At 73.0% G+C, this 26,398-nt stretch carries 26 protein-coding genes; 8 read left to right on the forward strand and 18 right to left on the reverse strand.

Features of this window, described 5'->3' with window-relative positions; all coding sequences use genetic code 11:
- Position 1: 1 nt before the first annotated feature.
- Positions 2–811: a xanthine dehydrogenase accessory protein XdhC gene (xdhC, locus tag ABD207_RS03175; protein WP_344010060.1), complete on the forward strand. Its 810-nt coding sequence runs from the start codon at positions 2–4 to the stop codon at positions 809–811.
- 86 nt (positions 812–897) lie between these two features.
- Here the strand turns inward: xdhC and ABD207_RS03180 are convergent, their stop codons facing one another.
- Positions 898–1,401, reverse strand: coding sequence for a nucleoside deaminase (locus tag ABD207_RS03180; protein ID WP_344009861.1), 504 nt, complete (start codon positions 1,399–1,401; stop codon positions 898–900).
- A 234-nt stretch (positions 1,402–1,635) separates the two neighbouring features.
- Between ABD207_RS03180 and ABD207_RS03185 the strand changes: the two genes are divergently transcribed.
- Positions 1,636–2,076 (forward strand): DUF6314 family protein, encoded by a 441-nt coding sequence (locus ABD207_RS03185; RefSeq protein WP_344009863.1) that lies wholly within the window; start codon positions 1,636–1,638, stop codon positions 2,074–2,076.
- 11 nt (positions 2,077–2,087) lie between these two features.
- On the opposite strand, the gene ABD207_RS03190 is transcribed toward ABD207_RS03185, so the two are convergent.
- The 3 genes from ABD207_RS03190 to ABD207_RS03200 all read right to left on the reverse strand — a co-directional run bounded on the left by ABD207_RS03190 (position 2,088) and on the right by ABD207_RS03200 (position 4,888).
- The gene (locus ABD207_RS03190) at positions 2,088–2,687 is read right to left on the reverse strand and encodes a histidine phosphatase family protein (protein ID WP_344009864.1); all 600 of its coding nucleotides are present in this window, start codon (positions 2,685–2,687) and stop codon (positions 2,088–2,090) included.
- A gap of 256 nt (positions 2,688–2,943) precedes the next feature.
- The gene (locus ABD207_RS03195) at positions 2,944–3,387 is read right to left on the reverse strand and encodes a GNAT family N-acetyltransferase (protein WP_344009866.1); all 444 of its coding nucleotides are present in this window, start codon (positions 3,385–3,387) and stop codon (positions 2,944–2,946) included.
- 40 nt (positions 3,388–3,427) lie between these two features.
- Complete coding sequence (locus tag ABD207_RS03200; RefSeq protein WP_344009868.1) at positions 3,428–4,888, reverse strand: aminotransferase-like domain-containing protein; 1,461 nt, start codon at positions 4,886–4,888, stop codon at positions 3,428–3,430.
- Here ABD207_RS03200 and ABD207_RS03205 point away from each other — a divergent pair.
- The gene (locus ABD207_RS03205) at positions 4,887–5,828 is read left to right on the forward strand and encodes a DMT family transporter (RefSeq protein ID WP_344009870.1); all 942 of its coding nucleotides are present in this window, start codon (positions 4,887–4,889) and stop codon (positions 5,826–5,828) included. The two genes, ABD207_RS03200 and ABD207_RS03205, sit on opposite strands and share 2 nt — an antisense overlap.
- A gap of 92 nt (positions 5,829–5,920) precedes the next feature.
- The gene (locus ABD207_RS03210; RefSeq protein ID WP_344009871.1) at positions 5,921–6,118 is read left to right on the forward strand and encodes a DUF1918 domain-containing protein; all 198 of its coding nucleotides are present in this window, start codon (positions 5,921–5,923) and stop codon (positions 6,116–6,118) included.
- Here ABD207_RS03210 and ABD207_RS03215 read toward each other — a convergent pair.
- Complete coding sequence (locus tag ABD207_RS03215) at positions 6,090–7,367, reverse strand: glycoside hydrolase family 10-like protein (protein ID WP_344009873.1); 1,278 nt, start codon at positions 7,365–7,367, stop codon at positions 6,090–6,092. The two genes, ABD207_RS03210 and ABD207_RS03215, sit on opposite strands and share 29 nt — an antisense overlap.
- Positions 7,368–7,558: 191 nt before the next feature.
- On the opposite strand from ABD207_RS03215, the gene ABD207_RS03220 reads away from it, so the two are divergent.
- Entirely contained in the window at positions 7,559–8,419 is an 861-nt protein-coding gene (locus ABD207_RS03220) for a 3-hydroxybutyryl-CoA dehydrogenase (protein ID WP_344009875.1), read from the forward strand.
- A gap of 181 nt (positions 8,420–8,600) precedes the next feature.
- Positions 8,601–8,858 (forward strand): hypothetical protein, encoded by a 258-nt coding sequence (locus tag ABD207_RS03225; protein ID WP_344009876.1) that lies wholly within the window; start codon positions 8,601–8,603, stop codon positions 8,856–8,858.
- Positions 8,859–8,894: 36 nt separating this feature from the next.
- Here ABD207_RS03225 and ABD207_RS03230 read toward each other — a convergent pair whose 3' ends face one another.
- The 9 genes from ABD207_RS03230 to infC all read right to left on the reverse strand — a co-directional run bounded on the left by ABD207_RS03230 (position 8,895) and on the right by infC (position 18,869).
- A complete protein-coding gene (locus ABD207_RS03230) occupies positions 8,895–9,422 on the reverse strand; it encodes an NUDIX hydrolase (RefSeq protein WP_167990537.1) in 528 nt (175 codons plus the stop codon).
- A 107-nt stretch (positions 9,423–9,529) separates the two neighbouring features.
- A complete protein-coding gene (locus ABD207_RS03235; protein ID WP_344009877.1) occupies positions 9,530–10,870 on the reverse strand; it encodes an NsdA family TPR-like regulatory protein in 1,341 nt (446 codons plus the stop codon).
- Between the two features lie 518 nt (positions 10,871–11,388).
- Positions 11,389–13,902, reverse strand: coding sequence for a phenylalanine--tRNA ligase subunit beta (gene pheT / locus ABD207_RS03240; protein ID WP_344009879.1), 2,514 nt, complete (start codon positions 13,900–13,902; stop codon positions 11,389–11,391).
- The gene (gene pheS, locus ABD207_RS03245) at positions 13,902–15,023 is read right to left on the reverse strand and encodes a phenylalanine--tRNA ligase subunit alpha (RefSeq protein ID WP_344009880.1); all 1,122 of its coding nucleotides are present in this window, start codon (positions 15,021–15,023) and stop codon (positions 13,902–13,904) included. The genes pheT and pheS overlap by 1 nt, the downstream gene beginning before the upstream one ends.
- Before the next feature lie 180 nt (positions 15,024–15,203).
- The gene (locus ABD207_RS03250) at positions 15,204–16,361 is read right to left on the reverse strand and encodes a sensor histidine kinase (protein WP_344009881.1); all 1,158 of its coding nucleotides are present in this window, start codon (positions 16,359–16,361) and stop codon (positions 15,204–15,206) included.
- 53 nt (positions 16,362–16,414) lie between these two features.
- Positions 16,415–17,263, reverse strand: coding sequence for a TrmH family RNA methyltransferase (locus tag ABD207_RS03255; protein ID WP_344009882.1), 849 nt, complete (start codon positions 17,261–17,263; stop codon positions 16,415–16,417).
- A 202-nt stretch (positions 17,264–17,465) separates the two neighbouring features.
- Positions 17,466–17,849, reverse strand: a complete 384-nt coding sequence (gene rplT, locus ABD207_RS03260) for a 50S ribosomal protein L20 (RefSeq protein WP_167990525.1) — start codon at positions 17,847–17,849, stop codon at positions 17,466–17,468.
- 99 nt (positions 17,850–17,948) lie between these two features.
- Entirely contained in the window at positions 17,949–18,143 is a 195-nt protein-coding gene (gene rpmI / locus ABD207_RS03265; RefSeq protein ID WP_003977225.1) for a 50S ribosomal protein L35, read from the reverse strand.
- Between the two features lie 111 nt (positions 18,144–18,254).
- On the reverse strand, positions 18,255–18,869 hold the full coding sequence (gene infC, locus ABD207_RS03270; RefSeq protein ID WP_167990828.1) for a translation initiation factor IF-3: 615 nt from the start codon (positions 18,867–18,869) through the stop codon (positions 18,255–18,257).
- 358 nt (positions 18,870–19,227) lie between these two features.
- Here infC and ABD207_RS03275 point away from each other — a divergent pair, with 358 nt between their 5' ends.
- Positions 19,228–19,608 (forward strand): DUF1844 domain-containing protein, encoded by a 381-nt coding sequence (locus tag ABD207_RS03275; protein ID WP_167990523.1) that lies wholly within the window; start codon positions 19,228–19,230, stop codon positions 19,606–19,608.
- A gap of 51 nt (positions 19,609–19,659) precedes the next feature.
- Here the strand turns inward: ABD207_RS03275 and ABD207_RS03280 are convergent, their stop codons facing one another.
- The 3 genes from ABD207_RS03280 to ABD207_RS03290 form a co-directional block, all read right to left on the reverse strand.
- Positions 19,660–20,391: an SseB family protein gene (locus ABD207_RS03280; RefSeq protein ID WP_344009884.1), complete on the reverse strand. Its 732-nt coding sequence runs from the start codon at positions 20,389–20,391 to the stop codon at positions 19,660–19,662.
- 69 nt (positions 20,392–20,460) lie between these two features.
- The gene (gene mycP / locus ABD207_RS03285; RefSeq protein WP_344009886.1) at positions 20,461–21,684 is read right to left on the reverse strand and encodes a type VII secretion-associated serine protease mycosin; all 1,224 of its coding nucleotides are present in this window, start codon (positions 21,682–21,684) and stop codon (positions 20,461–20,463) included.
- Positions 21,681–22,922, reverse strand: coding sequence for a hypothetical protein (locus tag ABD207_RS03290; RefSeq protein WP_344009887.1), 1,242 nt, complete (start codon positions 22,920–22,922; stop codon positions 21,681–21,683). The genes mycP and ABD207_RS03290 overlap by 4 nt, the downstream gene beginning before the upstream one ends.
- A 1,241-nt stretch (positions 22,923–24,163) precedes the next feature.
- Between ABD207_RS03290 and ABD207_RS03295 the strand changes: the two genes are divergently transcribed.
- Positions 24,164–25,366 carry an amino acid deaminase/aldolase gene (locus ABD207_RS03295; protein ID WP_344009888.1) on the forward strand — a complete coding sequence of 401 codons (1,203 nt, stop codon included), beginning with the start codon at positions 24,164–24,166 and terminating at the stop codon, positions 25,364–25,366.
- A gap of 27 nt (positions 25,367–25,393) precedes the next feature.
- On the opposite strand, the gene ABD207_RS03300 is transcribed toward ABD207_RS03295, so the two are convergent.
- On the reverse strand, positions 25,394–26,398 hold the full coding sequence (locus tag ABD207_RS03300; protein WP_344010062.1) for a DUF2510 domain-containing protein: 1,005 nt from the start codon (positions 26,396–26,398) through the stop codon (positions 25,394–25,396).

A 26,398-nucleotide genomic window follows, 5' to 3' on the forward strand; every position in this document is an offset into this window, starting at 1 on the left:
CCTGACGTGGATCGCCGCGGTCGCGCGGTTGCGGGAACGCCGGGAGCCCGGCGTGCTCGTGACCGTCGCGGCCGTGCGCGGCCATGCCCCGCGGGACGCCGGTGCCAAGCTCGTCGTCGGCGAGCGGGAGACGTGGGGCTCCATCGGCGGCGGCAATGTGGAGGCCGTGGCGATCGACCGGGCCCGGGAGATGATCGCCGCGGGCGAGCGGAAGCCGGAGCTGATGGACTTCGCGCTGAACGACAAGGTGACCAACCATCACGGCGTGCAGTGCTGCGGCGGCACCGTCGCGGTCCTGCTCGAACCGCTGCCGGTGGTGCGCTCCGTGGCGATCTTCGGGGTCGGCCACGTCGGCCTCGAACTGGCCCGGATCCTGGCCCGTCAGGACCTCGATCTGCATCTGATCGACTCACGGGCCGACGTCCTCGCCCCGGAACGGCTCCAGGCGCTGGCCGACTCGGTGGCCCGGGTGCACGTCCACCACACTCCGCTGCTGCCGGAGGAGGTCCTGGAGGAGCTGCCGCGCGGCACTCATGTGCTGATCATGACGCACGACCACGCCGAGGACGCGGCCCTGTGCGACGCCGCGCTGCGCGCCCCGCACCTCGGCTCGATCGGGCTGATCGGGTCGGCGGCCAAGTGGGCGCGGTTCCGCAAGCGGCTGGCCACCGAGGGCGGGCACGACGACGCGGCCATCGACCGGATCAAGACCCCGATCGGCCTGCCGGACATCGGCGGCAAGGAACCGGCGACCATCGCCGTGAGCGTGGCCGCGGACCTGCTGCGCACCTTCGAGTCCGAGGGCGGCTGAAGCGGACGCCCACGAACACGAAAGGTGCCCCGCGACCGGTGTCGGCGCGGGGCACCTTTCGTGGTCCGTCGTACGTACGTCGCCCGTCAGTAGTCGATGCGGTCGGACTTGGCGATCCAGGCGTCGAAGGGCTGGGTGCGGTTCGGCAGGTCGAGGTGCACGATCTCCAGGGGCCACGCCTCCTGGGGGCGCTTCTCGAACAGGTCGTAGAACTTGCGGTCGTCGAAGCCGGCCACGGCCGCGTCATGCCGGTCGGCGGCGTAGATGATCCGGTCCACCCGGGCCCACAGGGACGAGGACAGGCACATCGGGCAGGGCTCGCAGGAGGTGACCAGGGTGCAGCCCGCCAGGCTGAAGGTGCCGAGCTTCTTGCAGGCGGCGCGGATGGCGCTGACCTCGGCGTGGGCGGTGGGGTCGAGGTCGGCGGTGACCCGGTTGTTGCCGAGGGCGACGATCTCGCCGTCCTTGGCGATCAGCGCGCCGAAGGGGCCGCCGCCGCCCGCGACGCTCTCGGTGGCCAGTTCGACGGCCCGCTCCATCCAGGCGCGCTCCAACTCACGGGTACCGGTCTCGGCCGTGCGGGTGGTCATGGCAAGCTCCTTGTCATCGCGACGCTTCCCGGAGTACGTCGTGTACGAGGAGTACACAGCCTGCCGATCAGCCTCGAACAGGGACCGAAGCCATCAACTGGGGGCCGCTGCGGGGCCACGGCTCGTAGGGTCCTACAAATGCGCCGGGTGCCCCCGCACGTCCGGGCGGCACGGCGGTGACGGACGGGACGCGCCGCGGCGCACGGAACGTGAGAGACGTGGGAACGGAGCGGGATGGGCGAGTTCTGGCCGGTGCCGGACACGCTGGCGTATCTGCGCGGCGGCTGGCGGGTGACCCGCACCGTGCGGGACCTGGCGAGCGGCGACGAGGGTGAGTTCCGGGGGACGACCGCGTTCCGCCCGGAGTCCGGGGGCGGCCTGCTGCACGAGGAGTCCGGCACCTTCACCTGGCGCGGTGTCGCCCGGCCCGCCGAGCGGACGCTGCGGTTCCTGCCGGGGCCGGACGGCACGGCGGACGTGCGGTTCGCGGACGGCCGCCCGTTCCACGACCTGGATCTCAGCAGCGGGAGGCACATCGCCGGCCACCCCTGCTCGGCGGACCTGTACCGGGGCGAGTTCACGGTCCGGGACGCGGATCACTGGCGTACGGTCTGGCGGGTGCGCGGCCCCGCCAAGGACCTGGAGATCACCACCGACTACACGCGGGCCGGCTGACCCGGCACGACCTACGCCCAGGCCCGGGTGGGCTGGGCGGACACGCTGTCCAGCGTCAGGCTCCAGCGGCCCGCCCGGCCCGTCACGGTGGTCGTGGACAGCGGGCGCACATCGAGGTTCCAGTACGTCGCGGGCGGCGCCTTGAGCACATAGACGAGGGCGGCTCGGATCACGGACGGCTCGGCCACGGCGACGATCCGGCAGCCGTCCTCCACGGGCCGGGTGTCCAGCCAGCCGCCGACCCGCATGATGAACTCCAGCATCGACTCCCCGCCGTGCACCTTGGCGGTGGGGTCGGCGAGCCAGGCGTCCACCGTCTGCGGCTCGCGGGCCATCGCCTCGCCCAGGGTGAGCCCCCGCCAGCGGCCCATGTCGCAGTCGCGCAGAGCGAGCTGCACCAGCGGGGCGTAGCCCAGTCCGTCCCCGGTGGCCCGGCTGCGCGGGGCCGGGGAGCAGTAGCGCAGATCGGCCGCGGCGAGCGGCAGGAGTTCATGGGCGACACGCTGCACCTCGCTCCAGCCGGCCTGGTCCAGCGGCCGGTCGTCGTCGAAGCGCTCGCCCAGCACCGTGGAGCTCCCCGCGGCGGCGACGAACGTGACCCGAAGTGCCATGCGGCGAATCGTCAGCCGCGGATGTGCCCAGGTCAAGAGGTCCCGTCCGGCCGTGACGCTCAGTGCACCGAGGGTTACTCGCCAGTAAGGACCTATCAGGCAAACCGGCCCGGATCCCCTGTCCCGGCAGCCCGTCCTCACCGGAGCACCACTCGAAGCTCACTCGCGCCTCACCGGAGGCTCACCGGCAGCGTCTCACCGGAGGCTCACTCCCAGTGCCTCACCGCAGGCTCACCCCAAGCGCCTCGCCGGAAGCTCACTCGTAGCCGAGCACCATCCAGTCGTCGGACCGTTCGAGCGTGCGGAACCCCAGCTTCGCGTAGACGCCGTGCGCGTCGTGGGTGACGAGCACGATGCGGCGCAGTCCGCAGGGGCGCAGTTCCTCGCGCACACCGGCCACCAGAGCCGTGCCGATGCCCTTGCCGCGCACGGAGGGGGCGACGTACACGTCGCACAGCCAGGCGAAGGTCGCCCGGTCGGTGATGACCCGTGCGTAGGCCACCTGCTCGCCCGAGACGCTCTCGTAGACCCCGAAGTTGAGCGAGCCCCGCATCGCCGCGTCCTGCTTGGCACGGGGGCGGCCCAGCGCCCAGTAGGCGTCGGTGGACAGCCACCGGTGCACGCGCTCGACGTCGATGCGGTCGGGGTCGGTGGAGATCTCGTAGCCCTCGGGCAGGCGCGGCGTCCCGGTCTCGGTCATACCCGGATGCTGGCAGGCGGCGCCGACGGGCGTCGAGCGGTTATCCCGAGTGCTGGACGGGGCGCCCCAGCACCTCGTCGCAGGCGGTGCGCAGCCGCCGGACGCCCTCGGCGATCTCCGCGGTGCCCGCCACCGCCGCGAAGCTCACCCGGACGTGTCCGGCCGGGGGTTCGGCACTGAAGTAGGGCCGGCCGGGCGTGACGGCGACACCCGCGCGCAGGGCGGCGGCGGTCAGCGCGGACTCGGAGACACCCTCGGGCAGCCTGAGCCACAGGTGGTAGCCGCCGGACGGGATGTGCGGCAGGACAAGATCGGACAGGTGGAGCCGGAGTGCTGCGGCCATCGCGTCGCGGCGGACGCGCAGTTCGGCGGAGATCGCCCGCAAATGGCGCGGCCAGGCGGGCGAGCCGACGAGCTCCAGGGTGGCCTCCTGCAGGGGCCGGGGCACGAAGAAGGAGTCGACGATCTGGATGGCGCGCAGCCGCTCGAGTACGGGTCCATGGGCGGTCAGGGCGCCGACCCGGAAGCTGGGCGAGGTCGCCTTGGTCAGCGAGGAGACGTGCACGACCACGCCGTCCGGGTCCTCGGCGGCGAGCGGGGGCGGCAGGGGCCCGGCGTCCTCGTGCACCAGCCGCCGCACGAAGTCGTCCTCGACCACGAAGGCGCCGGCCTCGCGGGCGATGCGCAGCACCTCAGCGCGCCGTGCGGGCGCGAGCACGGCGCCGGTGGGGTTCTGGAAGAGCGGCTGGCAGACGAACACCCGGGCGCCGCTGGCCCGGAAGGCGTCGGCGAGCAGTGCGGGCCGTACGCCGTCGGCGTCCACCGGGACCGGCACCGGGCGCAGTCCGGTGGCGCGGGCGATGGCCAGCATGCCCGGGTAGGTGGGGGACTCGACGAGGACGGGGGCACCGGGCGGGGCGAGGGCGCGCAGGGCGGTGGTCAGCGCGGACTGGCCGCCCGCGGTGATCAGGACGCCGGCTGCGGTCACCGGGCCGCCGATGCTGCGCGCGAACCATTCGCGCAGCTCGGCGATGCCCTCCATGGGCGGCCTCCCCCAGGCGCCCGGACGGCGTCCGGCGCGGGAGAGGGCGGCGCCCAGGGCGCGCTCCGGCTGCAAGGAGGGGTGCAGATAGCCGCCGTTGAACTCGATCACACCGGGCGGCGGCGCGGCCAGGGAGACCAGCACCCCGGAGGCGTCGACCGAACGCGGGACGAGCTCGGGGCTGCCGTCGGCGCTGAGGGCGACCTCCTGCCAGGAGGTGTCGCCGGGCGGGGCGGCGGCGGGTGTGCGGGGGTGGGCGCGGAACGCCCCGGCCCCCGGGCGGGTGACGACCAGTCCCTCGGCGGCGAGCTGGGCGAGTGCGCGGGAGACGGTCACGGGGCTCACCCGGAACCGCTCCACCAGGGCCCGGCTTGACGGCAGCTTTCCACCAGGCGAGTAGCGATCGAGCTCCCGCCGCAGCTGTTCCGCCAGTTCCGCCACGCTGCTACGCTGTTGCATGAGAACACAGAGTAGCGCTACTGACTCCTCGGCGATAGCGGTCACCGGAACCGGGACCCCCGCCGAGCGGACCGGTACGAGTCGCCGCGCGTTCGGTCTGCTCCAGGCCGCCCTCGGTGTCGTCGCCTTCTCGCTGACCTTCCCGGCCACCGCGTGGGGACTGGAGGGCTTCGGGCCCTGGTCGCTGGTGGCGCTGCGCACCGTGCTGGCGGCGCTCATCGCGGGCGGCGCGCTGCTCGCCCTGCGCGTTCCGCTGCCCGCCCGCCGGCACTGGCCCGGACTCGCGGTGGTCGCCGCCGGGGTGGTCCTCGGCTTCCCGATGCTGACCACGCTCGCCCTTCAGACGTCCACCACCGCGCACGCGGCCGTGGTGGTCGGCCTGCTTCCGCTCACCACCGCGCTGGCGTCCGCCCTGCGGGTCGGCGCCCGCCCCTCGCGCACGTTCTGGGCGGCGGCGCTCGCCGGAGCCGCCGCGGTGGTGGCGTTCGCCGTGCAGCAGAGCAGCGGGGCGCTCAGCCCGGCCGACCTGTACCTGTTCGCCGCGCTGCTGGTGTGCGCGGCCGGGTACACCGAGGGCGGCAGGCTGGCCCGGGTGATGCCGGGCTGGCAGGTGGTCGGCTGGGCCCTGGTGCTGTGCCTGCCGCTCACCGTGCCGGTCGCGGCGGTGGCGCTGTCGTACGAGCCGGTCGAGCTGACCGGCCGTGCCGTGGCCGGGCTGCTGTGGGTGGCGGCCGGCTCGCAGTTCCTCGGGCTGGTCGTCTGGTACCGGGGCATGGCCGCGATCGGCATTCCGCGGGCCAGTCAGTTGCAGCTCGCCCAGCCCCCGCTCACACTGGTGTGGTCGGTGCTGCTGCTGGGCGAGCACCTGACACCGGCCGCCCCGCTGACGGCCGTCGCGGTGCTGGTGTGCATCGCGGTGACCCAGCGGACACGCGGCTGATGGGCCCGCAGGCCCGCTGCCGAGTGGCGCGCCCAGGCCCTAGACTCGAGGTCACGGACCGCTGCTCCCCCAATTTCGGTGAGGAGGCATCGATGCACGCAAACGTCGGTGACCAGCTTGTCCAGCACGGCAGGGTGGTCGGTCAGCACGACAAGGTCGGCGAGATCGTCGAAGTACTCGGCCGGGACGGAAACCCGCCCTACCGCGTCCGCTTCGAGGACGGCCACGAGGGTATCTGCTCCCCCGGCCCCGACACCGAGATCAGGCACCGGACGACCACGACCCGGTAACACGCACAGGGGCTCGGTACGGGGAGCCGGCCGGCCGCTGGTAGTGGTCGGCGGCCACCCGTGACATCGCCCCGATCGGATCGGCCGTCACCTCGCGCGCGGAGAAGAAGACGTGACCGCGCACCGGCGGGTACCTCTTCGCCAGCGTGAGGTGCCGGGAGAGCTCGGCCGGCTGCTGCCAGGCGGCCGGCTGGGCCGGGTCACCCGCCTTGTAGAGCGCCTCGCCGATGTACAGCCGGGTCCGCGCGTCCCGTACCACCCCGGCCCACCAGGCGAGCAGCGTGGCGTAGTCGGCGGCGGGGTGACCGATGTGCCAGTACAGCTGCGGGCAGATGTAGTCGATCCAGTTCTCGCGGGCCCATCTGCGCGTGTCCGCGTGCAGGTCGTCGTAGGTCTGCACACCCGCCGCGGTGTCCGAGCCCCGCGGGTCCACGTCGCTGTTGCGCCACACCCCGAAGGGGCTGATCCCGAACTGTGTGCCGGGGCGGATCTCCTTGATCCGGGCGGCCATCTCGCGCACCAGCCGGTTGACGTTGTCCCGCCGCCAGGAGGCACGGTCGGGGAAGCCGGCGCCGTAGGCGTCGTAGGCGGCGTCGTCGTCGAAGCTCTGCCCCGGCACGGGGTACGGGTAGAAGTAGTCGTCGAAGTGGACCGCGTCCACGGGGTAGCGGCGCACGGCGTCCAGCATCGCCTCCTGGACGAAGGCCCGCACCTGAGGCAGCCCCGGGTTGTAGTAGAGCCGCCCGCCGTACGGCACCACCCAGTCGGGGTTGCGCCGCGCCGGGTGGGAGGCGGCCAGCCGGGACGGGTCGGCGTGCAGGGCGATGCGGTACGGGTTGAACCAGGCGTGCAGCTCCAGCCCCCGGGCGTGCGCCTCCGCCACGGCCGTGCCCAGCGGATCCCAGCCGGGGTCCCTGCCCTGGGTGCCGGTGAGGTACTGCGACCACGGCTCGTACGGCGAGGGCCACAGGGCGTCGGCGGTCGGCCGCACCTGGAGCATCACCGTGTTGAGCCGGTACCGCACGGCGGTGTCCAGCAGGGCGGTCAGCTCGGCCTGCTGCTCGGCGGCGCTCAGCCCGGGGGCGGAAGGCCAGTCCCGGTTGTCCACGCTGGCGATCCACATCCCGCGCATCTCGCCGGTCGCCGCGCCGCCCCCGGCGGGCCGCCGCGCCGCGGCCGAGGCCGTCGGCATCACCGTGAGCGCCGACAGTGCCGCCGCCGCGAACGCCCTGCGTGAGACTCGTCCCATGCGCACACCCCTGAAGTCGCGCCGGTCCGCCCGTCACGGACCGTTTCCGGGCCCCAGGATGCCCGACCCCCGCGATCGATCATCGATTCCTGGGAGTAACGTGCACGAACGGAGCAGGGACCGGGACCCGGCACCTGCGCAAGCCGTAGCAGCGAACAGGCGAGCTGCCCGTAACAGGTGAAGGGGACGATGTGACCGACATCGAACGCGTCGGAGTGGTGGGCTGCGGCCAGATGGGCTCGGGGATCGCCGAGGTGTGCGCCCGCGCCGGTCTGGAGGTGAAGGTCGCCGAGACCACCGGCGAGGCCCTGGAGATCGGCCGTACCCGGCTGTTCAACTCCCTGGCGAAGGCGGTCGAGCGGGGCAAGATCACCGAGGAGGAGCTGGAGGCCACCCAGGCCCGGCTGAGCTTCACCACGGACCTCGGCGAGTTCGCCGACCGCGATCTGGTGATCGAGGCAGTGGTCGAGAACGAGCAGGTCAAGACCGAGATCTTCCAGGTGCTTGACCAGGTGGTGACCCGCCCGGACGCGATCCTCGCCTCCAACACCTCCTCGATCCCGCTGGTGAAGCTGGCGGTCGCCACCGCGCGGCCGGACCACGTCATCGGCATTCACTTCTTCAACCCGGCCCCGGTGCAGAAGCTGGTCGAGCTGATCCCGGCGCTGACCACCTCGGAGGGCACCCTCGGCCGGGCCCAGGTCTTCACCGAGAAGGTGCTGGGCAAGCACGCGATCCGCGCCCAGGACCGCTCCGGTTTCGTGGTGAACGCCCTGCTGATCCCCTACCTGCTGTCCGCGATCCGGATGTTCGAGTCGGGCATCGCCAGCCGCGAGGACATCGACAACGGCATGGAGCTGGGCTGCGCCCACCCGATGGGCCCGCTGAAGCTGGCCGACCTGATCGGCCTCGACACGGTCGCCTCGGTCGCGTACTCGATGTACGAGGAGTACAAGGAGCCGCTGTACGCCGCTCCCCCGCTGCTCCAGCGGATGGTCGACGCGGGCCGGCTGGGCCGCAAGACCGGCTCCGGCTTCTACACCTACGGCTGACCACGCTCAGCGACCACCGCGGGCCCGGCACTTCACGAAGTGCCGGGCCCGCGGCTTTCACACACCGTGTGCGCACCGGGCCCGCATATGCCTGACGCACACTCTCCCCACGCGCCCACCAGGCGAGTTGACTCAGCATGCGCATACAAGGACACGCACGACTACGGAAAGGAGCGGTTCCGTGACCGCCGAGCCCGAGCACCTGGCCGTCAAGGGAGAACTCGCAGAGTTACGACGCAGGACGGACGTGGCGCAGGCCCGCGTCGAGGGCGGGCTGGCGCTGCTCTCCCATCGCACCGAGGAGACGGCCCGGGAACTGGAGGACCTCAGCACCCGTCTGACGGCGCTGGAGCAGGCCCGCTGGCCCCTGCAGTCGGTCACGGTGCTCACCGCCGTGGCGGCCCTGATCGTGGCCGTCTGGCAGGCCCTCGGGCGCTAGGGGCTGTCTTTCGGATCCTGAGATCCTGAGGCCCTGCTAGATCCTGAGATGGTGCAGCAGGAGTAAGGCCGCCGCCATGTTGGCGGCCGGGACCTCGCCGCGGGCGACCAGATCGGGGACGACCTTCAGGGGCACCCACTCGCGGCGGTCCGACTCGAAGTCGTCCACGGGGTGGCCGACGTACTCGCCCTCCTCGGACCAGTAGATGTGGTGCCGGGCGTCGGTGAGCCCGTTGGACGGCTCCACGCTCATCAGATGGTGCAGCGGGCCGGGCCGCCAGCCGGTCTCCTCCTCCAGTTCCCGGGCCGCGGCGACGGCGACGTCCTCGCCGTCCTCGACCACACCCGCGGCGAGTTCCCACCCCCAGCTGTCGGTGATGAAGCGGTGCCGCCACAGCAGCAGCACCTCGTTGGCCTCGTTGACCACCGTGGCCACGGCGACCGGCCGCAGCCGTATCAGGAAGTGGTCCAGGTGCCGGCCGTCGGGTAGTTGGACATCCGCGAGGTTGACGCTGAACCAGCGGTTTGAGTACACAGTCTGTTCGTTCTGCTTCGTCCACTGCACGGTTCTGCCACCTTCCGCCGGGTAAGGGGCAATATCGCAGCAGAGACGGTCCGGCAGCAGTGCGCCTCTTACGGCCGTGCCGCGCCGCCGCGGCGGCCGGGCAGGGTCTACAGCGGTACGCGCAGCGCCCCGTCGATGAGTTCGGCCGCCTCGGCGGTGCCCGCGCAGCCGCTGCGCATCAGGTGCTCGCGCACCGCGCGGAGTCTGTCCCGCAGCCGCTGCGACTCCATCCCCCGGGCCTGCTCGGCCATCTGCACCGCCACCGCCACCGCCTTGTCGGCATTGCCCTGCCGCAGTTCGATGGTGCTGAGCATGGCGAGCCGGTGCACCCGGCCCCGGTCGTGCGCGGGATTGTCCACGGCGGCCGCCGCGTGCTCACCGGCCGCCGCGAGCTCGCCGAGGCTCAGCAGCGCCTCGGCCACCTGCACATTGACCAGGCCCGGCTGGACATAGCCGGTCTCGTCCGGCTCGTAGCCGCGCCGGATGCGTTCGGCGGCCTGCTCGGCACGCCGGATGCAGTCCAGCGCGCTGCTGCCGTCGCCGAGGTGCGCATACGCCTTTGCCTGCATCGCGTACAGATCGGAGGCGAGCGCCGGGGTGATGTGCTTGCCGGCCGCCCGCAGCGCGGACTCGGCGAAGGCGACGGCCTGCCGGAACTCCCGCATGAACAGCGACTGGTTGACCAGCAGCGCGATGACATAGGCGCCGAGCCCCCGGTCGCCGCTGGCCTTGGCCAGGCGCAGCGCCTGGTGGAAGTAGCGCTGGGCGAGGCCGTGCGCGTCGGAGTCGTAGGCGCAGATCCCGGCGATCGCCACCAGGCCGCCGGTGGCGCGGTGCAGCTGGCGGCCGACGGCGTCGGTGTAGCTGCCGCGCAGCAGCGGCGCGGCCTCGGCGTTGAGGAAGCCGACGATCCGGGCGCGGGTCGCGATGCCGCCGGCCTTGCGGTACATCTGCTCGTAGTGGCTGCGGGCGGCACGCAGCATGGCGAGGTCGCTCGCGGTGACCCGGTGCCGGCCGCCGCGGGAGACGTCCGTGTCCTCGGGCGGGTTCTCCCACTCCCACACCGGCATCACGGCGGGTGTGCCGGTGACCGCGGGGGCGCCCAGTATGTGCGGCCGCTGCTGCTGGTCGGAGCGCCACAGGGCGGTGGCCCGGTCGACGAAGCCGGACAGCGAGCCGGTGTGCGGGGCGGACGGCTCCCCGGGCACACCGAGGCCGATGTCGTCCAGGGTGACCGGGCGGTGCAGCCGGGCGGCGAGCACCTCGCAGATCAGGTCGGGTACCTGGCCCCTGGGCCGCTGGCCCTTCAACCAGCGGGCCACGGCCGTGTGTTCGTATCTCAGGTTCAGTCCGCGGGCCCGCCCGGCCTGGTTGACGTGCGCGGCCAGCCCGGCGTGGGAGATTCCCGCCTCGTCCAGGATCGCGTCGAGCAGAGTGTTGGGCTGCATGTCTGGCCCCCCGGGTCCGGTGCCCGTCAGCGTAGTGGCACCCGCTTCACACGGGGTGTGAACGGAGTGCTCGAATCCGCAGGGTGCGCGCACTGTTGCGGAGAGTTTCCAGCCGGTTGACTGAAATGCCTCGAAAGAGACCGGCCGGGCCGCCGGCTCCCCCTCGTACAGTGCGGCGGCCCGCTTCCACGCCGTCCGCCCAGCTGCCTGCCCGACACTCCGTGGCGGGGCGGACGGCGTCGCCGGTCGGCTTGCCGCCAGGGCTTTCAGGGGGTTCAGTTGTTGCCCTTGGTGCGGTGAAGGGGGCGACTGATCGCCGTAGGGGCGGGGGTGCGTTGTCGCCTGCGGGGGCGTTGTGGCTTGTCGCGCAGTTCCCCGCGCCCCTGAGAGGTACGTGCAGTGGACCCACCTGAAGGGGCGCGGGGAACTGCGCGAGCGACCACTGCACACCCGCAGTCGCCATGTCGCCGCAGTTCCCCGCCCCTTGGGCGCTTCTCAGCTCACGTCGGCTGGACAGTTCAGCTGCGCAGCACAGCACCCGTGCGCTCGCCCGCGAGGGCCACCGCCGCGTCCCGCGCCGCCGACGCCTCGTCGACCGTCAGCGTCCGGTCCGCCGCCCGGAAACGCAGCGCGTACGCAAGGGACTTGCGGCCCTCGCCGAGCTGCTCCGCGTTCTCGTAGACGTCGAACAGCCGGATGGACTCCAGCAGTTCACCCGCACCCTCGCGCAGCGCCGCCTCGACGTCCGCCGCCGGCACGTACGCGTCCACGACCAGGGCGACGTCCTGCGTCGCGACCGGGAACGTGGAGATGCTCGGCGCCTGCGGGGTGTCGTCGCCGACCCGCTCGAGGACGTCGAGGTCCAGCTCCATCGCACAGGTGCGCGCGGGCAGCCCCAGCGTCTTCAGCACCCGCGGGTGCAGCTCACCCGCGTGTCCGACGACCCGCTCGGTCCCGTCGACGGTGACCACCAGCTCGGCGCACCGGCCGGGGTGCCACGGCCCGTACTGGCCCTTGCGGACGGTGAGTTCCGCACCGGCCTCGCGCGCCACGGTCCGCGCCGCCTCGACGGCGTCGGCCCACTCGGCGGGACGGCCCTTGCCCCACCAGCCGGCCTGCTCGCGGGCGCCCGCGAGGACCACGGCGACATGCCGCGGCTGGTCCGGGAGCGCCGCGTTCAGCTCGGCGATCTCCTCGTCGGTGGGCCGCCGGTCGACGGGCAGGCGGACGGCGATCCGCTGCTCGTCGCGCGGGTGGAACACCAGGCCCGTCTCGAACAGGGCCAGGTCGTGGCTGCCGCGTCCGTCGTTGCGGCGCAGCGCGCCGAGCAGGCCCGGCAGCAGCGAGGTGCGCAGCGCGGGCTCCTCGTCGCTGAGCGGGTTGGTCAGCTTCACCACCCGGCGGGCCGGGTCGTCGGCATCGAGTCCGAGCTGGTCGAAGATCTGCTCGCTGATGAACGGGTAGTTGGGCGCCTCGACGTAACCCGCACCGGCCAGGGCCCGGCCGATTCGCCGGTGGAGCCGCTGCCTGCGGGTCAGGCCCCGCCCGGCGGGCGGCCTGGGCAGCGTGGAGGGCAGGTTCTCGTAGCCCTCGAGGCGGATGACCTCCTCGGCGAGGTCGTTCGGGTCGGTCAGGTCGGGCCGCCAGGACGGCACGGTGACGATCAGCTCGTCCTGCCCGTAGACGTCGCAGCCGACCTCCTGGAGGCGGCGCACCACGGTCTCCCGGCCGTAGGCGACGCCCGCGACCTTGTCGGGGTGGTCGGCCGGGATGGTGATGGTGGTGGGCGCGGACGGCGCGATCACCTCGGTGACACCGGCCTCGGCGGTGCCGCCGGCGAGCAGCACCAGCAGGTCCACGGTGCGCTGCGCGGCGGCCGAGGCGGCCATCGGGTCGACGCCGCGCTCGAAGCGCCGGGAGGCCTCGGAGGACAGCTTGTGCCGGCGGGCCGTGCGCGCGATGGACACCGGGTCGAAGTGCGCCGCCTCGATCACCACGTCGGTGGTGGCGTTCTCGGCGTCGTCGTGGTCGGCGATCTCGGTGTCCGCGCCGCCCATCACGCCGGCCAGGCCGATCGGGCCGCGCTCGTCGGTGATCACCAGGTCCTCGGGGTCGAGCGTGCGCTCGACGCCGTCGAGGGTGGTGAGCTTCTCGCCCGGCTCCGCCCGGCGCACGCCGATGGCGCCCTGGATCAGGGAGCGGTCGTAGGCGTGCAGCGGCTGGCCGAGCTCCATCATCACGTAGTTGGTGACGTCGACGGCCAGCGAGATCGGGCGCATGCCGACCTTCTGCAGCCGGCGCTGCAGCCAGATCGGTGAGCGCGCCTCGGGGCTGAGCCCGGTGACGGTGCGCGCGGTGAAGCGGTCGCAGCCGGCGGGGTCGGAGACCTTCACCGGGTAGCCGTAGGCGTTGGGCGCGGGCACGTCCAGCAGGGCCGGGTCGCGCAGCGGCAGCCCGTAGGCGATGGCCGTCTCGCGGGCGACGCCGCGCATCGACAGGCAGTAGCCGCGGTCGGGGGTGACGGCGATGTCGAGCACCTCGTCGACCAGTTCGAGCAGCTCGATGGCGTCCTTGCCGACCTCGGTCTCCGGCGGCAGGACGATGATGCCCTTGCTGCCGTCGTCGCCCATGCCCAGCTCGTCGCTGGAGCAGATCATGCCACGGGACATCCGGCCGTACGTCTTGCGCTCGGAGATCTGGAAGTCGCCGGGCAGCACCGCGCCGGGGAGGGCCACGACGACCTTGTCGCCCTCCTGGAAGTTGCGCGCGCCGCAGATGATCTCCTGGGGCTCGCCGGTGCCGTTGGCCTGCCCGACGTCCACGGTGCAGAAGCGGATGGGCTTCTTGAAGCCCTCCAGCTCCTCGATGGTCGTCACCTGCCCCACCACGAGGGGGCCCTTGAGGTCGGCGCCGAGGTGCTCGACGGTCTCCACCTCGAGGCCGGCCGAAATCAGTTTGGCCTGTACGTCACGGCCGGTCTCCGTCGCCGGCAGGTCGACGTACTCCCGCAGCCAGGAAAGCGGGACCCGCATCAGATCTCCATCCCGAACGGCCGGGTGAACCGGACGTCACCCTCGACCATGTCTCGCATGTCCTCGACGTTGTGGCGGAACATCAGCATCCGCTCGATACCGAACCCGAAGGCGAAGCCGCTGTACTTCTCCGGGTCGACTCCGCAGGCGGTCAGCACCCGCGGGTTGACCATGCCGCAGCCGCCCAGCTCGATCCATCCCTCGGAGGAGCAGGTGCGGCAGGGCCGGTCGGGGTTGCCGACGGACTCGCCCTTGCACACGTAGCAGAGCATGTCCATCTCGGCGCTCGGCTCGGTGAAGGGGAAGAAGTTGGGCCGCAGCCGCGTCTTCATGCCCTCGCCGAACAGCGACTGCACCATGTGGTCCAGGGTGCCCTTGAGGTCCGACATGGTCAGGCCCTCGTCGACGGCGAGCAGCTCCACCTGGTGGAAGACGGGGGTGTGCGTGGCGTCCAGCTCGTCGGTGCGGTACACCCGGCCGGGGCAGATCACATAGACCGGCAGTTCGCGGTCGAGCAGGGAGCGGATCTGCACGGGCGAGGTGTGGGTGCGCAGCACGACGCCGGACTCGGTGCCGCCCTGGGGGCCCTGCACGAAGAAGGTGTCGTGCTCGCCGCGCGCCGGGTGGTCCGGGCCGATGTTGAGCGCGTCGAAGTTGAACCACTCGGCCTCGACCTGCGGGCCCTCGGCGACCTCGTAGCCCATGGCCACGAAGATGTCCTCGATGCGCTCGGACAGCGTGGTCAGCGGGTGCCGCGCGCCGGGCGCCACCCGGTCGTAGGGCAGCGTGACGTCCACGGCCTCCTCGACCAGCACGCGCGCGTCCCGCTCGGCCTCGAGCTCGGCCTGGCGGGCGGCGAGCGCCTTGTTCACGGCGCCGCGGGCCTGGCCGACGCGCTTGCCGGCCTCCGCCCTGGCGTGCGGGGGCAGGGCGCCGATCTCGCGGTTGGCGAGGGCCAGCGGGGAGGCGGGGCCGGTGTGGGCGACCTTGGCCTCATGGAGTGCGTCGAGGGAGTCCGCGGCAGCGAAAGCGGCGAGCGCCTCGTCCCGCATGCGCTCGATCTCTTCTGGTTTCAGTGCCTCGACCTCGACAGGGTCGTACGACTTGTTCGGTGCCGACATCTCTTCCCGTGCTTCCGATTGGCTGGCTGAAGGTCCCCGTCACCGACGCATGGACGGCTTGTCACGGCTTTCGGGACACATAGGTGCCAAAGGCCGAGTCTAACGGGGTGGAGATATGCGAATGCGCCCGCGGGCTGCTCCGGCCCACCTGCTCGCCTGCGTCCTGGCGGACCCTGCGTCCTAGCGGACGGTGCGCGGCAGGTCGAAGTCGATGGCCGGTGCCCCCACGGGCAAGGTAAATCGGAACTGGGCGCCGCCGCCCGGGGCGCGGCCGACCGTGATGGTGCCGCCGTGGGCCTCGACGATGCCCTTGACGATGTACAGCCCGAGGCCCGTCCCGCCGCGCTTGCTGCCCCGCCAGAAGCGGGTGAAGACACGGTTCATGGACTCCTCCGGAATGCCGGGCCCCTCGTCGCTCACGGTGACCGACGTGCCGGCGTCCTCGCCCTCGCGGGGTGACGCCGTGGCCGTGACGTCGATCGTGACCGTTCCCTCGCCGTGCCGCACGGCATTTTCCAGCAGGTTGCTGAGCACCTGGTCGATCTTGTCGGGGTCGGCCCACAGGTCGGGCAGCGGCTGCTGGACCCGCAGCAGGAACCGGTCGGCGGCCTGGCCTGCGGCGACGTGCGCCTGGATGTGCCGGGAGACGGCGGCGCCCATGTCGACGGGCTGGCGGCGCACCTCCAGCCGGCCGGAGTCGATGCGGGAGATGTCCAGCAGTTCGGCGATGAGCCGGGTGACCCGGTCGGCGTCGGCGTCGACGGTCTCCAGCATCAGCCGCTTCTGGTCGTCGGTGAACCGCTCCCACTTGGCGAGCAGGGTGGCGGTGAAGCCCTTGACAGACGTGAGCGGGGAGCGCAGTTCGTGGGCGACGGTGGCGATCAGTTCGGCGTGGCTGCGCTCGGTGCGGCGCCGGGCCTCGGTGTCCCGCAGGGTGACGACGACGCGGTGCACCGGTCCTGCGGGCCGGGTGCGTACGTAGCGGGCGGCGACGAGGACCTCCCGGCCGCCGGGCAGCAGCAGGTTCCGCTCGGGCTGCCGGACCCGGATGGACAGCCCGCCGTAGGGGTCGGTCAGCTGCCACCAGCGCCGGCCCTCGAGGTCCTCCAGCGGCAGCGCCTTGTCGAGCCGCTGCCCGAGGGCCTCCTCGGCGGGTACGGCGGTGATCCGCGCGGCGGCCGCGTTGAAGCAGATCACCCGCCCGTGCTCGTCGGCGACGACCAGCCCGTCGGGCAGTTCGTCGGGGTCGATGCCGAGGCCGGCGAGGTCACCGGGCCGGGACGAGGGCGGGCGTGCCGCACCGTGTGCTCCCGTTGCCCTGCTCGTGCCGACGCTCATCCACGTACCCCGCCTCTCGGACTTCTCAGGGGGCTCCCGAGCTGGTCACACTACTAGGCTCCGGTGACGGAGCGGCACCCTCCGACGGCGCGCTGTGCACGTGCCGACGCGTAGAGACATACGGCGGCGGCGGTGGCGAGGTTCAGGCTCTCGGCCTTTCCGTGGATGGGGACCCGCACGACGGCGTCGGTGAGGGCGCGGGTCTCCTCGGGCAGTCCCCAGGCCTCGTTGCCGAACACCCAGGCGGTGGGCCCGCCCATGGTGCCCTTGTCGAGCTCCTCGTCCAGGTCGCGGTCGCCCGCGCCGTCGGCGGCGAGCACCCGCACCCCGGCGTCCCTCAGCCCGGCCACGGCCCGCTCCACGGGCACGCCGACGGCGACGGGCAGATGGAACAGCGAACCGACGGAGGCGCGCACGGCCTTGGGGTTGTACACGTCGACGGAGGCATCGGTGAGCACCACGGCCTCGGCCCCGGCGGCGTCCGCGCAGCGCAGCACGGTGCCGGCGTTGCCGGGGTCGCGTACGTGGGCGAGGACGGCGACCAGCTTGGGCCGGGCGGCGAGGATCTCCTCGAACGGCGTGTCCAGGAACCGGCAGATCCCGACCAGGCCCTGCGGAGTGACGGTGGTGGAGATGTCGGCGATGACCTGCTCGGAGGCCAGGTGGATGCGGACGCCGGCGTCCCGGGCCGCTCCGGTGATCTCCGCGTACCGCTTCGCGGCCTCGGGCGTGGCGAACAGCTCGGTGAGGGTGTCCGGGTGCCGGACCGCCTCCCGCACGGCCTGCGGCCCCTCGGCCAGGAACAGCCGCTCCTTCCCCCGGAAGTTCCGCTTGGCCAGCCGCCGCGCGGCCACCACACGCGAGGAACGGGGGGAGATCAGCTCGGGACCAGCAGGGGCCATCTTCTTTTTCACCTTCAGAGAATCTCGGTGCGCCCACCGGCGGGCGGTCGGTGCGCCTGCCCAGGGGCGCGGGGAACTGCGCGACCAGCCACGACGCGTCCGCAGCCGAACGACGACCGGACAAACCCGCACACGACAGGACCCGCAGGCCTGTAAACCTGCGGGTCCTTCACTCACGTCGGCTCAAAGGCCGGCGCCGGCGTCACGCAGCCTTGGGCGCGTTGACGTCCGCCGGCAGCGCCTTCTGGGCGACCTCGACGAGCGCGGCGAACGCCGTCGCGTCGTTGACGGCCAGCTCCGCCAGCATCTTGCGGTCGACCTCGATGTTCGCGGCCTTCAGACCCTGGATGAAGCGGTTGTAGGTGATGCCGTTGGCGCGGGCAGCGGCGTTGATGCGCTGGATCCACAGCTGGCGGAAGTCACCCTTGCGCTTCTTGCGGTCGTTGTAGTTGTAGACCAGCGAGTGGGTGACCTGCTCCTTGGCCTTGCGGTACAGGCGCGAACGCTGACCGCGGTAGCCGGAAGCCTGCTCGAGGATCGCCCGGCGCTTCTTGTGGGCGTTGACTGCCCGCTTGACGCGTGCCACTTGTTAACTCCTTGTAGCGGGGCCGCGGTGGTCCTCACACGGCCCGGAAATCGATTGGGTCCCGGTCCGACGTACGGCGCTCAGTGAAGGCGCCGGGCGTCACTTGCCGAGAAGCTTCTTGATCTTCGCGGCGTCGCCCGGGGCCATCTCGGCGTTGCCGGTGAGGCGACGCGTCACACGGGACGACTTGTGCTCGAGCAGGTGGCGCTTGCCGGCACGCTCGCGGAGCACCTTGCCGGAGCCGGTGATCTTGAAGCGCTTGCTGGCACCGCTGTGCGACTTGTTCTTCGGCATAGCGCCGTTCTCTCCTCGTCGGTGGCGCTCCTGTGCCCGGTTGCGAGAACCGGGCACTGTGGAGCGTCGTACTGGTTTCGGTTGCTTCCTGGGACCTGGCGGTCCCCGGGATCACGCCTCGGCGTCCGCAGGGTTCTGCGAGCGGCCGGGGTTGGCCTTCGCGGAAGCCTTGCGGGCCTCCTGAGCCTGGCGGGCCTCGGCCATCGCCTCGGTCTTCTTCTTGTGCGGACCGAGGACCATGATCATGTTGCGGCCGTCCTGCTTCGGGTTCGACTCCACGAACCCGAGGTCGGCCACGTCCTCCGCGAGACGCTGCAGCAGCCGGTAGCCCAGCTCGGGCCGGGACTGCTCACGACCACGGAACATGATCGTGATCTTGACCTTGTCGCCCTGCTTGAGGAACCGGACTACGTGACCCTTCTTGGTTTCGTAGTCGTGCGGGTCGATCTTCGGCCGGAGCTTCATCTCCTTGATGACCGTGTGCGCCTGGTTCTTGCGCGCCTCACGGGCCTTCATGGCCGACTCGTACTTGAACTTCCCGTAGTCCATGAGCTTGCACACGGGCGGACGGGCGTTCGCCGCGACCTCGACCAGGTCCAGGTCGTACTCCTGCGCAAGCTCCAGTGCCTTGGCCAGGGGGACGATGCCCACCTGCTCGCCACTGGGACCGACAAGTCGCACCTCGGGAACGCGAATCCGGTCGTTGATGCGGGGCTCGGCGCTGATGGATCCTCCTCGGTAGCACCACGCGACGGTCTGGCGGACAGCCGCGTAACGTGTGTGTTCGTTAGACCTAACCGCGCCGGCGCAGAAAAAATGCCCCGGACGATCACAGGCGGGGCTCCTCGAACTACCGGAACACCGCCGCGTTCGGTCGCGGGGCGCGCTTTCGGGCGGTGCACTCTCGGGGACTGCGCCGCCTGACCGGTGACCCGCCACCCGCGAGGGTGACCAGGTGGGAGTTCAAGAGCCTCCACTTGTGGGCCGGGCACAGCGTGTCCGACCGGTCGTTGTCCAGATTACCAGGATCGATTGACAAGGGCTAACCGGAGGGCACCGGACCTCACCGCCTATCGTGTGGGCCATGAGTGAGACCTCCCCCTCGGACAGCGCCGAGACCCCAGGCAACCCCGACTTCGACGCCATGGCCCGCGACATCGCGGAGGTACCGGCGGTCGAGGTGATCGTGACCGTGGCCGTGAACCTGATGAGCGCGGCCGCCGTGAAGCTCGGCCTGACCGAGGAGGGGGACAAGTTCAAGGACCTGGACGAGGCACGCAAGCTGATCCACGCCCTGGCCGGGCTGCTGGACGGCAGCACGACCGAGATCAGCTCCTTCCACGCGGCCCCGCTGCGGGACGGCCTGAAGTCGCTGCAGCTGGCCTTCCGCGAGGCCTCCCTGGTGCCGGACGAGCCGGGCCAGGGCCCGGGCGAGAAGTACACCGGCCCGGTCTACGGCGGCTGAGCACCGCAGCCGCGCCCGCTCCCTCTTCTCTTCCTTCTTCTCTTCCTTCTTCTATTTCTTCACGTACAGGGGCTCGCCCGGTGGGACGGTCCCGGCCGGCAGGACCGCCAGGTCGAGACCGCGCACCAGGCGGGCCCTGAGCGTCTCGTCGGCGGCCAGCCGCTCGGCCACGGCCCGGGCGGCCTCGGCGGCGGGCACGGCGGGGTCCAGGACCAGGGCGAGGGTGCCGTCGGCCCGGCCGGGCCCGAGGTGCGCGCGCCGGACGGCGGGTTCGGCGGCGACCACCGCGCGGAGGGCCTCGGTGACCGCGGGGTCCTGAAGCGGGTCGGTGCTGGTGCGTCCCTCGGCGAGTGCGAGCAGCGCGGGCCCGGTCAGCTCGAACGGCACGGGGCCGGCCAGATCCAGGACCACGGTGTCCGCCTTCTCCTGCGCGGCGGCCTGCAGGGCCTGGTGCAGCGGTACGGCGACCGGGCGGGCCTGGGGGTCCCAGCGGGCCAGCGAGTCGGTGGAGGTGAAGGCGGGCAGCGCGGTGCGGTTGCCGGCCTTCAGGGTGGGGACGGCCATGTCGCTGGTCTTCTCGCGGCGCAGCCCGTTCTCGTCCTCCTCCACCTCGCCGAGCACCGCCACGACCGGGACGAGCAGCCGGGCGCCCTTGAGCGCCTCCAGGACGGGTCCGACGGCGTCGCGGTCCTCGGCCCAGGCCGCGAGCGCGGCGCTCAGCCGGGGGTCGGCGGAGCCGTCGTCGTCGCGGAAACCGGGGTCGGGAATGTTCTTCATCGCCACGGTCACCGACCCTATCGGCAGCCTGCGGGCACCCTCGCGGCGGGAGCGCCCGGTGACGGCGCGACGGAGCTAGATGCCGCCCGGCGGGTCCTCGCGGCTCGCGCTGCGGCGGCCCCGCCACAGGACGACCGCGGCGACCAGCAGCACCCCGCCGGCGCCGCCCGCGAGCGGGGCGGCCCAGTCGGCGGCGTCGTCGCCGGCCCGGGCCTCGTCGGGGCCGGGCCCGAAGTACTTCTCCCCGTAGGCGGCCGAGCGCAGGCCCTCCGGCTTCATGCGTCCCGCCGCCTTGATCGCCGCGGCGGGGTCGATGAAGCCGAAGCCGCGGCTGTCGTCCCGGCCGCCGGCGGGGGCGTTGCGGGCGGTGTCCTCCAGGAGGCGTTTGACCTGGGCGGGGGTGAGGTCGGGGTGGGCCGACCTGATGAGGGCGACGGCGCCGGAGACGAACGCGGCCGCCGCGCTGGTGCCCCAGCCCTCGTAGTACTTGCGGTCGGGGTCGGCGATGATCACGTCGACGCCGGGGGCGCTGACCGTGGTGTACCAGCGGCGGGTGGAGAAGGAGGCGCGGGTGCCGTAGCGGTCCACGGCGGTGGCGGCGATGACGCCCGGGTAGGCCGCCGGGTAGGAGACGTGGTCGCCCTTCTCGCCGCCGTTCCCGGCGGAGGCGACCACGGAGACGCCCTTGCGCAGGGCGTACTGGATCGCCTCGTCCTCGCCGGCCTCGGGGTGGGCGGAGGCGGAGTCGTCGCCCAGGGAGAGGTTGATGACGTCGGCGCCGTGGTCGGCGGCCCAGCGGATGCCCTCGGCGAGGGCGCTGCCGCGGGTGCTGCGGGCCTTGCTCCGGGAGGGGTCGCGGTCCTCGAGGATCACGCGGACGGGGAGGATCTTCGCCTCGGGGGCGACGCCCATGACGCCGTCGGCGTTGCCCGGCCCGTGTCCGTGACCGGCGATGATCCCGGCCATGGCGGTGCCGTGCCGCGCCCAGGCGCGGTCGCCCGGCCCGGCGCCGAAGCCGATCAGGTCCTTGCCGGTGAGCACGTTCCCGGCGAGGTCCGGGTGGTCGGAGTCGACCCCGGTGTCCAGGACGGCGACGGTGACGCCCTCTCCCTTGGTGGTCCGCCACACCTCGTCGGTGTGCAGGGCGTCCAGGGCCCACTGCCGGGCGCGGATGCCGTCCGCGTGCGCGGCGGTGGCGGGCAGCAGGGCGAGCGTGGCGGCCAGCGCGATGCCGAGTCCGGCGCGCGCGGCACGGCGGGCGCGGCCCACGCGGGAAGTAGGCGCAGGGGTCGGGTTCATGAGGCATGCTCCCGGTTCGCCGTGTCGTCGTCGTTGCCGACGGCCTTGCGCAGTCCGCGTTCGGCGCGGTCCGCGAGCCCCTGTGCCTCGTGGCCGAGGCCGGACTGGGCCGGGGCCGTGGTGGCGCCGGACTCCAGGGCGTCCGCGGCGGGCTGCGGGTCGTCGACGGCGCGCCCGTCGGCCCACCCGGAGACGGCGTAGACCACGACGGGTGCGTCGGTCAGCACGGAGATCGCCCAGGCGGCCCGCTGCTGCTTCCCGAAGTCCTCGGCGGCGGTGCCCTTGGCGGCGTACGGCAGGGGCATCAGATCGGTACGCCGGTCCAGGCGCTCGCGTTCGAAACGGCGGGCCAGGACGGTCATCCCGGCGGGGTCGGCCTTGGTGAACAGCAGGCCCACGGTGGTGACATGGCTCTGGGTGGCGTCGGTGTAGGTGGCGCGCAGCAGGCGTTCGCAGCCGACGGGCGCGAGGACCTTGCGCAGCAGCGGGTCGAAGGCGTCCTTGCAGCCGCTGTCCGGGGCCACGGCTATCCGCGTCCAGATCCGGTCGGCCTCGCCGGGTCCCGCACCGGTCCCCTTGACGACCGGCGGGAACAGCTGGTCCACCGGCACGCTGTGCCACAGGTCCCGCCCGGCGGCGAATCCCGTGCGCCGGCCCGCCTCCTCGGAGTCCCCGGACAGATAGCTTCCGGTCACCGCTCCCCCGATGAGCCCGATCCCGAGCACCAGACACACCGCGGCGGCAACGGCCTGCCCCCGGGCCGTGGCCCTGCGCGGCCACATCGACGCCGTCTGCGTCGTCTGTGTCGTCTGTGTCGTCTGTGTCGTCTGCGACGCCTGCCGTACGGGCACCTCGCCCGTCATGCCCGCATGCGCGGGGGAGGTGGCGCTCCAGGACAGGGCGGGGTCGGGCAGCGGGTACGCGGACGCCGCCGGCCGCGGCGGCGCGGAGGGCGGCCCGGGATCCGGCGCGGGCGAGGTCCTGTCGAGGGTGTCCGCGTCGCCGGTGCCGGGGCGGTGGTGCGGCTGCCGTGGTACGGCCGTGGACCGGAGGCCCCGGCCGACGGTCGGCGGGGAGTCGGGGAACCGGGCGGACGCCTGCGGTGGAGGCGGCGCCATGGGTTCCCTGCCGGCCGGCAGCCCGGCACCGAAGCTCGGGTAGCGGGGAGCCCGTGCGGAATCCGCCGTGTCGGCGGAGGCACGGGCACCGGCTCCGTGCGGTCCGGCGTCCTTCGACACGGCCTCTCCGCCGCGCTGGGGGCGAGCGTCATCCGCCGCGGTGCGGACACCGTGGCCGGCCGAGCGCGCATCCCGCGCCGCCGTCCCGGAGGCGCCCGCCGAACGGGCCTCGTTCACCGCCGCGCGCTGATCTCCCGCCGCGCCGCGACCGTCATCGGCCGCCTGGCGGGACGTATTCACCACCGCGCGACCATCATTCGCCGACGTGCGGAGATCATGCGCCGCGGAACGGGGGGCATCAGCCGCCCGGCGGCCATCGTTCATCGGGCCGCGGGCGTCGCCCGTCGCCGCGCCCTGGTTTCCCGTCGCGGTCCGACCGTCGCCGGCTGCGCGGAAGTCGTTCACCGACGCACGGGGGTCACGCCCCGCCGGGCCGGGAGCGTCCACCGCCGCACGAGCGTCGTGGACCGCCGCGCGGGTCTCACCCGCGGCCGGGCGGCGGTTGCCGGCCACGGGGCGACCGTCATCGACCGTCGAACGGGGGGCGTTCATCGCGGGGCGCTGATCTCCTGTTCCGCGGCGGTCGTTCGCGGTCGTCCGGAACTCGTCCACCGCACTGCGAGGCGCATGCGCCGCCGCATCGGTGGCCCGGGCGTCGCCTGCCGCCGAACGCTGGTCGCCCGTGGCACGAGGCTCGTTCGCCGCGCGGAATCCGGCCGTGCCCGCCCGGCCCTCACTCGCCGTCGGACGCTGCTCTCCCGGCGCGGCACGACCGCCGGTCCCAGCAGCACGGAACTCGCCCGCCGCCGTACGGGACCAGGGCGCCGCACCGGACGCGTTCGTGGCCTCGCCGGTCTCGCCCGCCGCCGGACGGCGAGGGGCCGGCGGGCGGCCGGTGCCGGGTGGCGTGCGGTCGGCGAGGCCGAAGGGGGCCGACGCCGGGGGCGTAGGGCCGTGGCCGTCGGGCGTGGGGCCCGCGGGCCGGCGGCGAGGGCCGGTGCCGGGCGCGTCGGTGGGGGCCGCGGCCGGGGGATGCGGCGGAGGCGGCGGGGTCGCCGGGCGCGGGGGGTAGGGAGTGCGCTGGGCTTCCGTGCTCATGCACCCCCCGTCTCCTCGTCGCACAGATACCCGCACCGGCGGTCCGTCATCCCGGCGCGTTCACGCTGCCGGTGGCGGGCCGCCCTGCGTGCGCGTCACTCTACGGCGTGGTGCCACCCGAACGGGAACCGGTCCGCATGGCGGCGGCATCTGCCCGGAACGTCCCCCTACCCTGCGGTAATCCGGTCTGGCAGGCTGCGTCCATGACTGCGCGCGCCTTTGACCGGGCCCGTTACGACCGGGCCACCGCCCATCTCGACGCCCCGCTGGCGATCGTGGATCTGGCCGCCTTCGACGCGAACGCGGACGATCTGGTCCGCAGGGCCGGCGGAAAGCCGATCCGGGTGGCGAGCAAGTCCGTGCGCTGTCGTGCGCTGCTCGAACGGGTCCTCGCCCGGGACGGGTTCGCGGGGATCATGTCGTTCACGCTCGCCGAGTCGCTGTGGCTGGCCCGCTCCGGGTTCGACGACGTGCTGCTGGCCTACCCCTCCGCCGACCGCGCCGGGTACACCGAGCTCACCGCCGATCCCAAGCTCGCCTCGGCCGTCACGGTGATGATCGACGATCCGGCGCAACTGGACCTCATCGACGCCTCGCGTTCCGGCGGAGGCGAAGAGGTGCGGGTGTGCCTGGAGTTGGACACCTCGCTGAAGCTGCTCGGCGGGCGAGTGCGGGTGGGCGCCCGGCGCTCCCCGCTGCACTCCCCCGCGCAACTCGCCGATGTGGCACGGGCGGTGGACCGGCGACCGGGGTTCCGGGTCGTGGGGATCATGGCGTACGAGGGTCATGTCGCCGGGGTCGGCGACGCGGTGGCCGGGCGGCCGCTGCGCTCCCGGGCGATCCGGCTGATGCAGGCGGCGGCCCGGCGGGAGCTGGCCGAACGGCGGGCGGCTGCGGTGCGTGCGGTGCGTGCCGTGGTGCCGGATCTGGAGTTCGTCAACGGCGGCGGCACGGGCAGTGTGCAGCACACCGCCGCCGAGGAGGCGGTCACGGAGGTCGCCGCAGGTTCGGGGCTGTATGTGCCGAGGCTGTTCGACCACTACACCTCGTTCACCGGCCGCCCGGCGGCCCTGTTCGCGCTGCCCGTGGTCCGCCGGCCCGGCGTCGGCGTGGTGACGGTGCTCGGCGGCGGGTATCCGGCCTCCGGCGCGCCGGGTGCCGACCGGCTGCCGATGCCGTATCTGCCCGAGGGGCTGCGCTACGACCCGCAGGAGGCGGCCGGTGAGGTGCAGACGCCGCTGCTGGGTTCACCCGCCGACGATCTGCTGATCGGCGACAAGGTGTGGTTCCGGCATGCCAAGGCGGGCGAGCTGTGCGAGCGGTTCGACGCGCTGCACCTGGTGGAGGGCGAGGCGGTGACGGACACGGTGCCGACGTATCGCGGCGAGGGCCGCACCTTCCTGTAGCCCCGCCCGGCCCTCCGGCTGCGCCGGTCAGTCCTCGGGGCCGATGCTGCTGCCCACTCCGCCGCCCGAGCCGGCGTCGTCGATGGAGCGGATGCCCTTGGTGATGCGGTCCATGTCGGCCGGCGGCGGGCCGTCCTCGCCGGCGTCGAAGACGTACCGCACCACGACGGGCGACTCGGTGCCGACGCTGGACGGGAAGACCATGGACTGCACATAGCCGCCGGGGCCCTTGCCGGTGGTGACCCGCCAGCGCACCAGGTAGCCGGCGCGGCCGGCCACCGCGACCGGGCCGGACTTGACGACGGTGTGGGACTTCAGGCCGCCGTAGGGGCGCTGGCCGAGCTCGTCCTCGTCGAAGGCGTCCTGGGCCGCGTCGGAGATGTCCTCCTTGGCGAGCACCTCGGGCGAGGTCTCGTCGGTCCCGGTGATGGTGCGGGAGATCACCGTGCCGTGACGGCAGACGATGCCCTCGCCGGGGCAGTCGTAGGTGCCGTCGGTGGTCATCACCACGTCGTCGTCGGCGACGTGCTTCGGGCGGATCCAGCCGTCGAGGAGGGGGAAGGTGATGCCGTTCAGGGGGTCCTCGACGACGGCCGGGTCGTCGGCCGAGGGCTCGGACGAGGACGCGGACGGCGACGGCGTCTCGCTCGGGGAGGCCGAGCCACCGCCCGGTACCGGGTCGGCACCGGACGAGGCCTCGGTGCGGGCCCGGGGTTCGCCGTCGTCCCGGCCGAGGAACACCGCTCCGGTGACGATGGCGGCCACCAGCACCGCCCCCGCGGTCGTCAGGGCGATCACCTTGGAGCGGCCGGTGCCGCCGGGACCGCCGGAACCGACGGGACCGACGGGACCGCCGGGACCGACGGGACCGCCCTGGGCGGGGGGCACCGGCGCCACGGGTACCCCGGGTGCCCCCGGTGCCCCGGGGGCGGCCTCGGGGGTGCGGCGGTGCTCGGTCCAGGCCGTGCCGTCCCACCAGCGCTCCAGGTGGGGTGCCTTGGGATCGGGGTACCAGCCGGGCGGGGGCGTCAT

It is taken from the genome of Streptomyces thermospinosisporus, assembly GCF_039526425.1.
Lineage (GTDB): Bacteria > Actinomycetota > Actinomycetes > Streptomycetales > Streptomycetaceae > Streptomyces > Streptomyces thermocarboxydovorans.

What these genes read in the sequence shown, in the direction of transcription:
- ABD207_RS03235 (WP_344009877.1), bottom strand. Translation starts at nt 10,870, where the DNA reads ATGCAGCCCAACACTCTGCTCGACGCGATCCTGGACGAGGCGGGAATC.
- mycP (WP_344009886.1), bottom strand. Translation starts at nt 21,684, where the DNA reads ATGAACCCGACCCCTGCGCCTACTTCCCGCGTGGGCCGCGCCCGCCGT.
- ABD207_RS03190 (WP_344009864.1), bottom strand. Translation starts at nt 2,687, where the DNA reads ATGGCACTTCGGGTCACGTTCGTCGCCGCCGCGGGGAGCTCCACGGTG.
- pheT (WP_344009879.1), bottom strand. Translation starts at nt 13,902, where the DNA reads ATGCGGGTCCCGCTTTCCTGGCTGCGGGAGTACGTCGACCTGCCGGCG.
- ABD207_RS03205 (WP_344009870.1), top strand. Translation starts at nt 4,887, where the DNA reads ATGAGAACACAGAGTAGCGCTACTGACTCCTCGGCGATAGCGGTCACC.
- ABD207_RS03300 (WP_344010062.1), bottom strand. Translation starts at nt 26,398, where the DNA reads ATGACGCCCCCGCCCGGCTGGTACCCCGATCCCAAGGCACCCCACCTG.
- ABD207_RS03295 (WP_344009888.1), top strand. Translation starts at nt 24,164, where the DNA reads ATGACTGCGCGCGCCTTTGACCGGGCCCGTTACGACCGGGCCACCGCC.
- ABD207_RS03250 (WP_344009881.1), bottom strand. Translation starts at nt 16,361, where the DNA reads ATGAGCGTCGGCACGAGCAGGGCAACGGGAGCACACGGTGCGGCACGC.
- ABD207_RS03210 (WP_344009871.1), top strand. Translation starts at nt 5,921, where the DNA reads ATGCACGCAAACGTCGGTGACCAGCTTGTCCAGCACGGCAGGGTGGTC.
- pheS (WP_344009880.1), bottom strand. Translation starts at nt 15,023, where the DNA reads ATGTCGGCACCGAACAAGTCGTACGACCCTGTCGAGGTCGAGGCACTG.
- ABD207_RS03180 (WP_344009861.1), bottom strand. Translation starts at nt 1,401, where the DNA reads ATGACCACCCGCACGGCCGAGACCGGTACCCGTGAGTTGGAGCGCGCC.
- rpmI (WP_003977225.1), bottom strand. Translation starts at nt 18,143, where the DNA reads ATGCCGAAGAACAAGTCGCACAGCGGTGCCAGCAAGCGCTTCAAGATC.
- ABD207_RS03185 (WP_344009863.1), top strand. Translation starts at nt 1,636, where the DNA reads ATGGGCGAGTTCTGGCCGGTGCCGGACACGCTGGCGTATCTGCGCGGC.
- ABD207_RS03195 (WP_344009866.1), bottom strand. Translation starts at nt 3,387, where the DNA reads ATGACCGAGACCGGGACGCCGCGCCTGCCCGAGGGCTACGAGATCTCC.
- ABD207_RS03215 (WP_344009873.1), bottom strand. Translation starts at nt 7,367, where the DNA reads ATGGGACGAGTCTCACGCAGGGCGTTCGCGGCGGCGGCACTGTCGGCG.
- ABD207_RS03200 (WP_344009868.1), bottom strand. Translation starts at nt 4,888, where the DNA reads ATGCAACAGCGTAGCAGCGTGGCGGAACTGGCGGAACAGCTGCGGCGG.
- ABD207_RS03275 (WP_167990523.1), top strand. Translation starts at nt 19,228, where the DNA reads ATGAGTGAGACCTCCCCCTCGGACAGCGCCGAGACCCCAGGCAACCCC.
- ABD207_RS03255 (WP_344009882.1), bottom strand. Translation starts at nt 17,263, where the DNA reads ATGGCCCCTGCTGGTCCCGAGCTGATCTCCCCCCGTTCCTCGCGTGTG.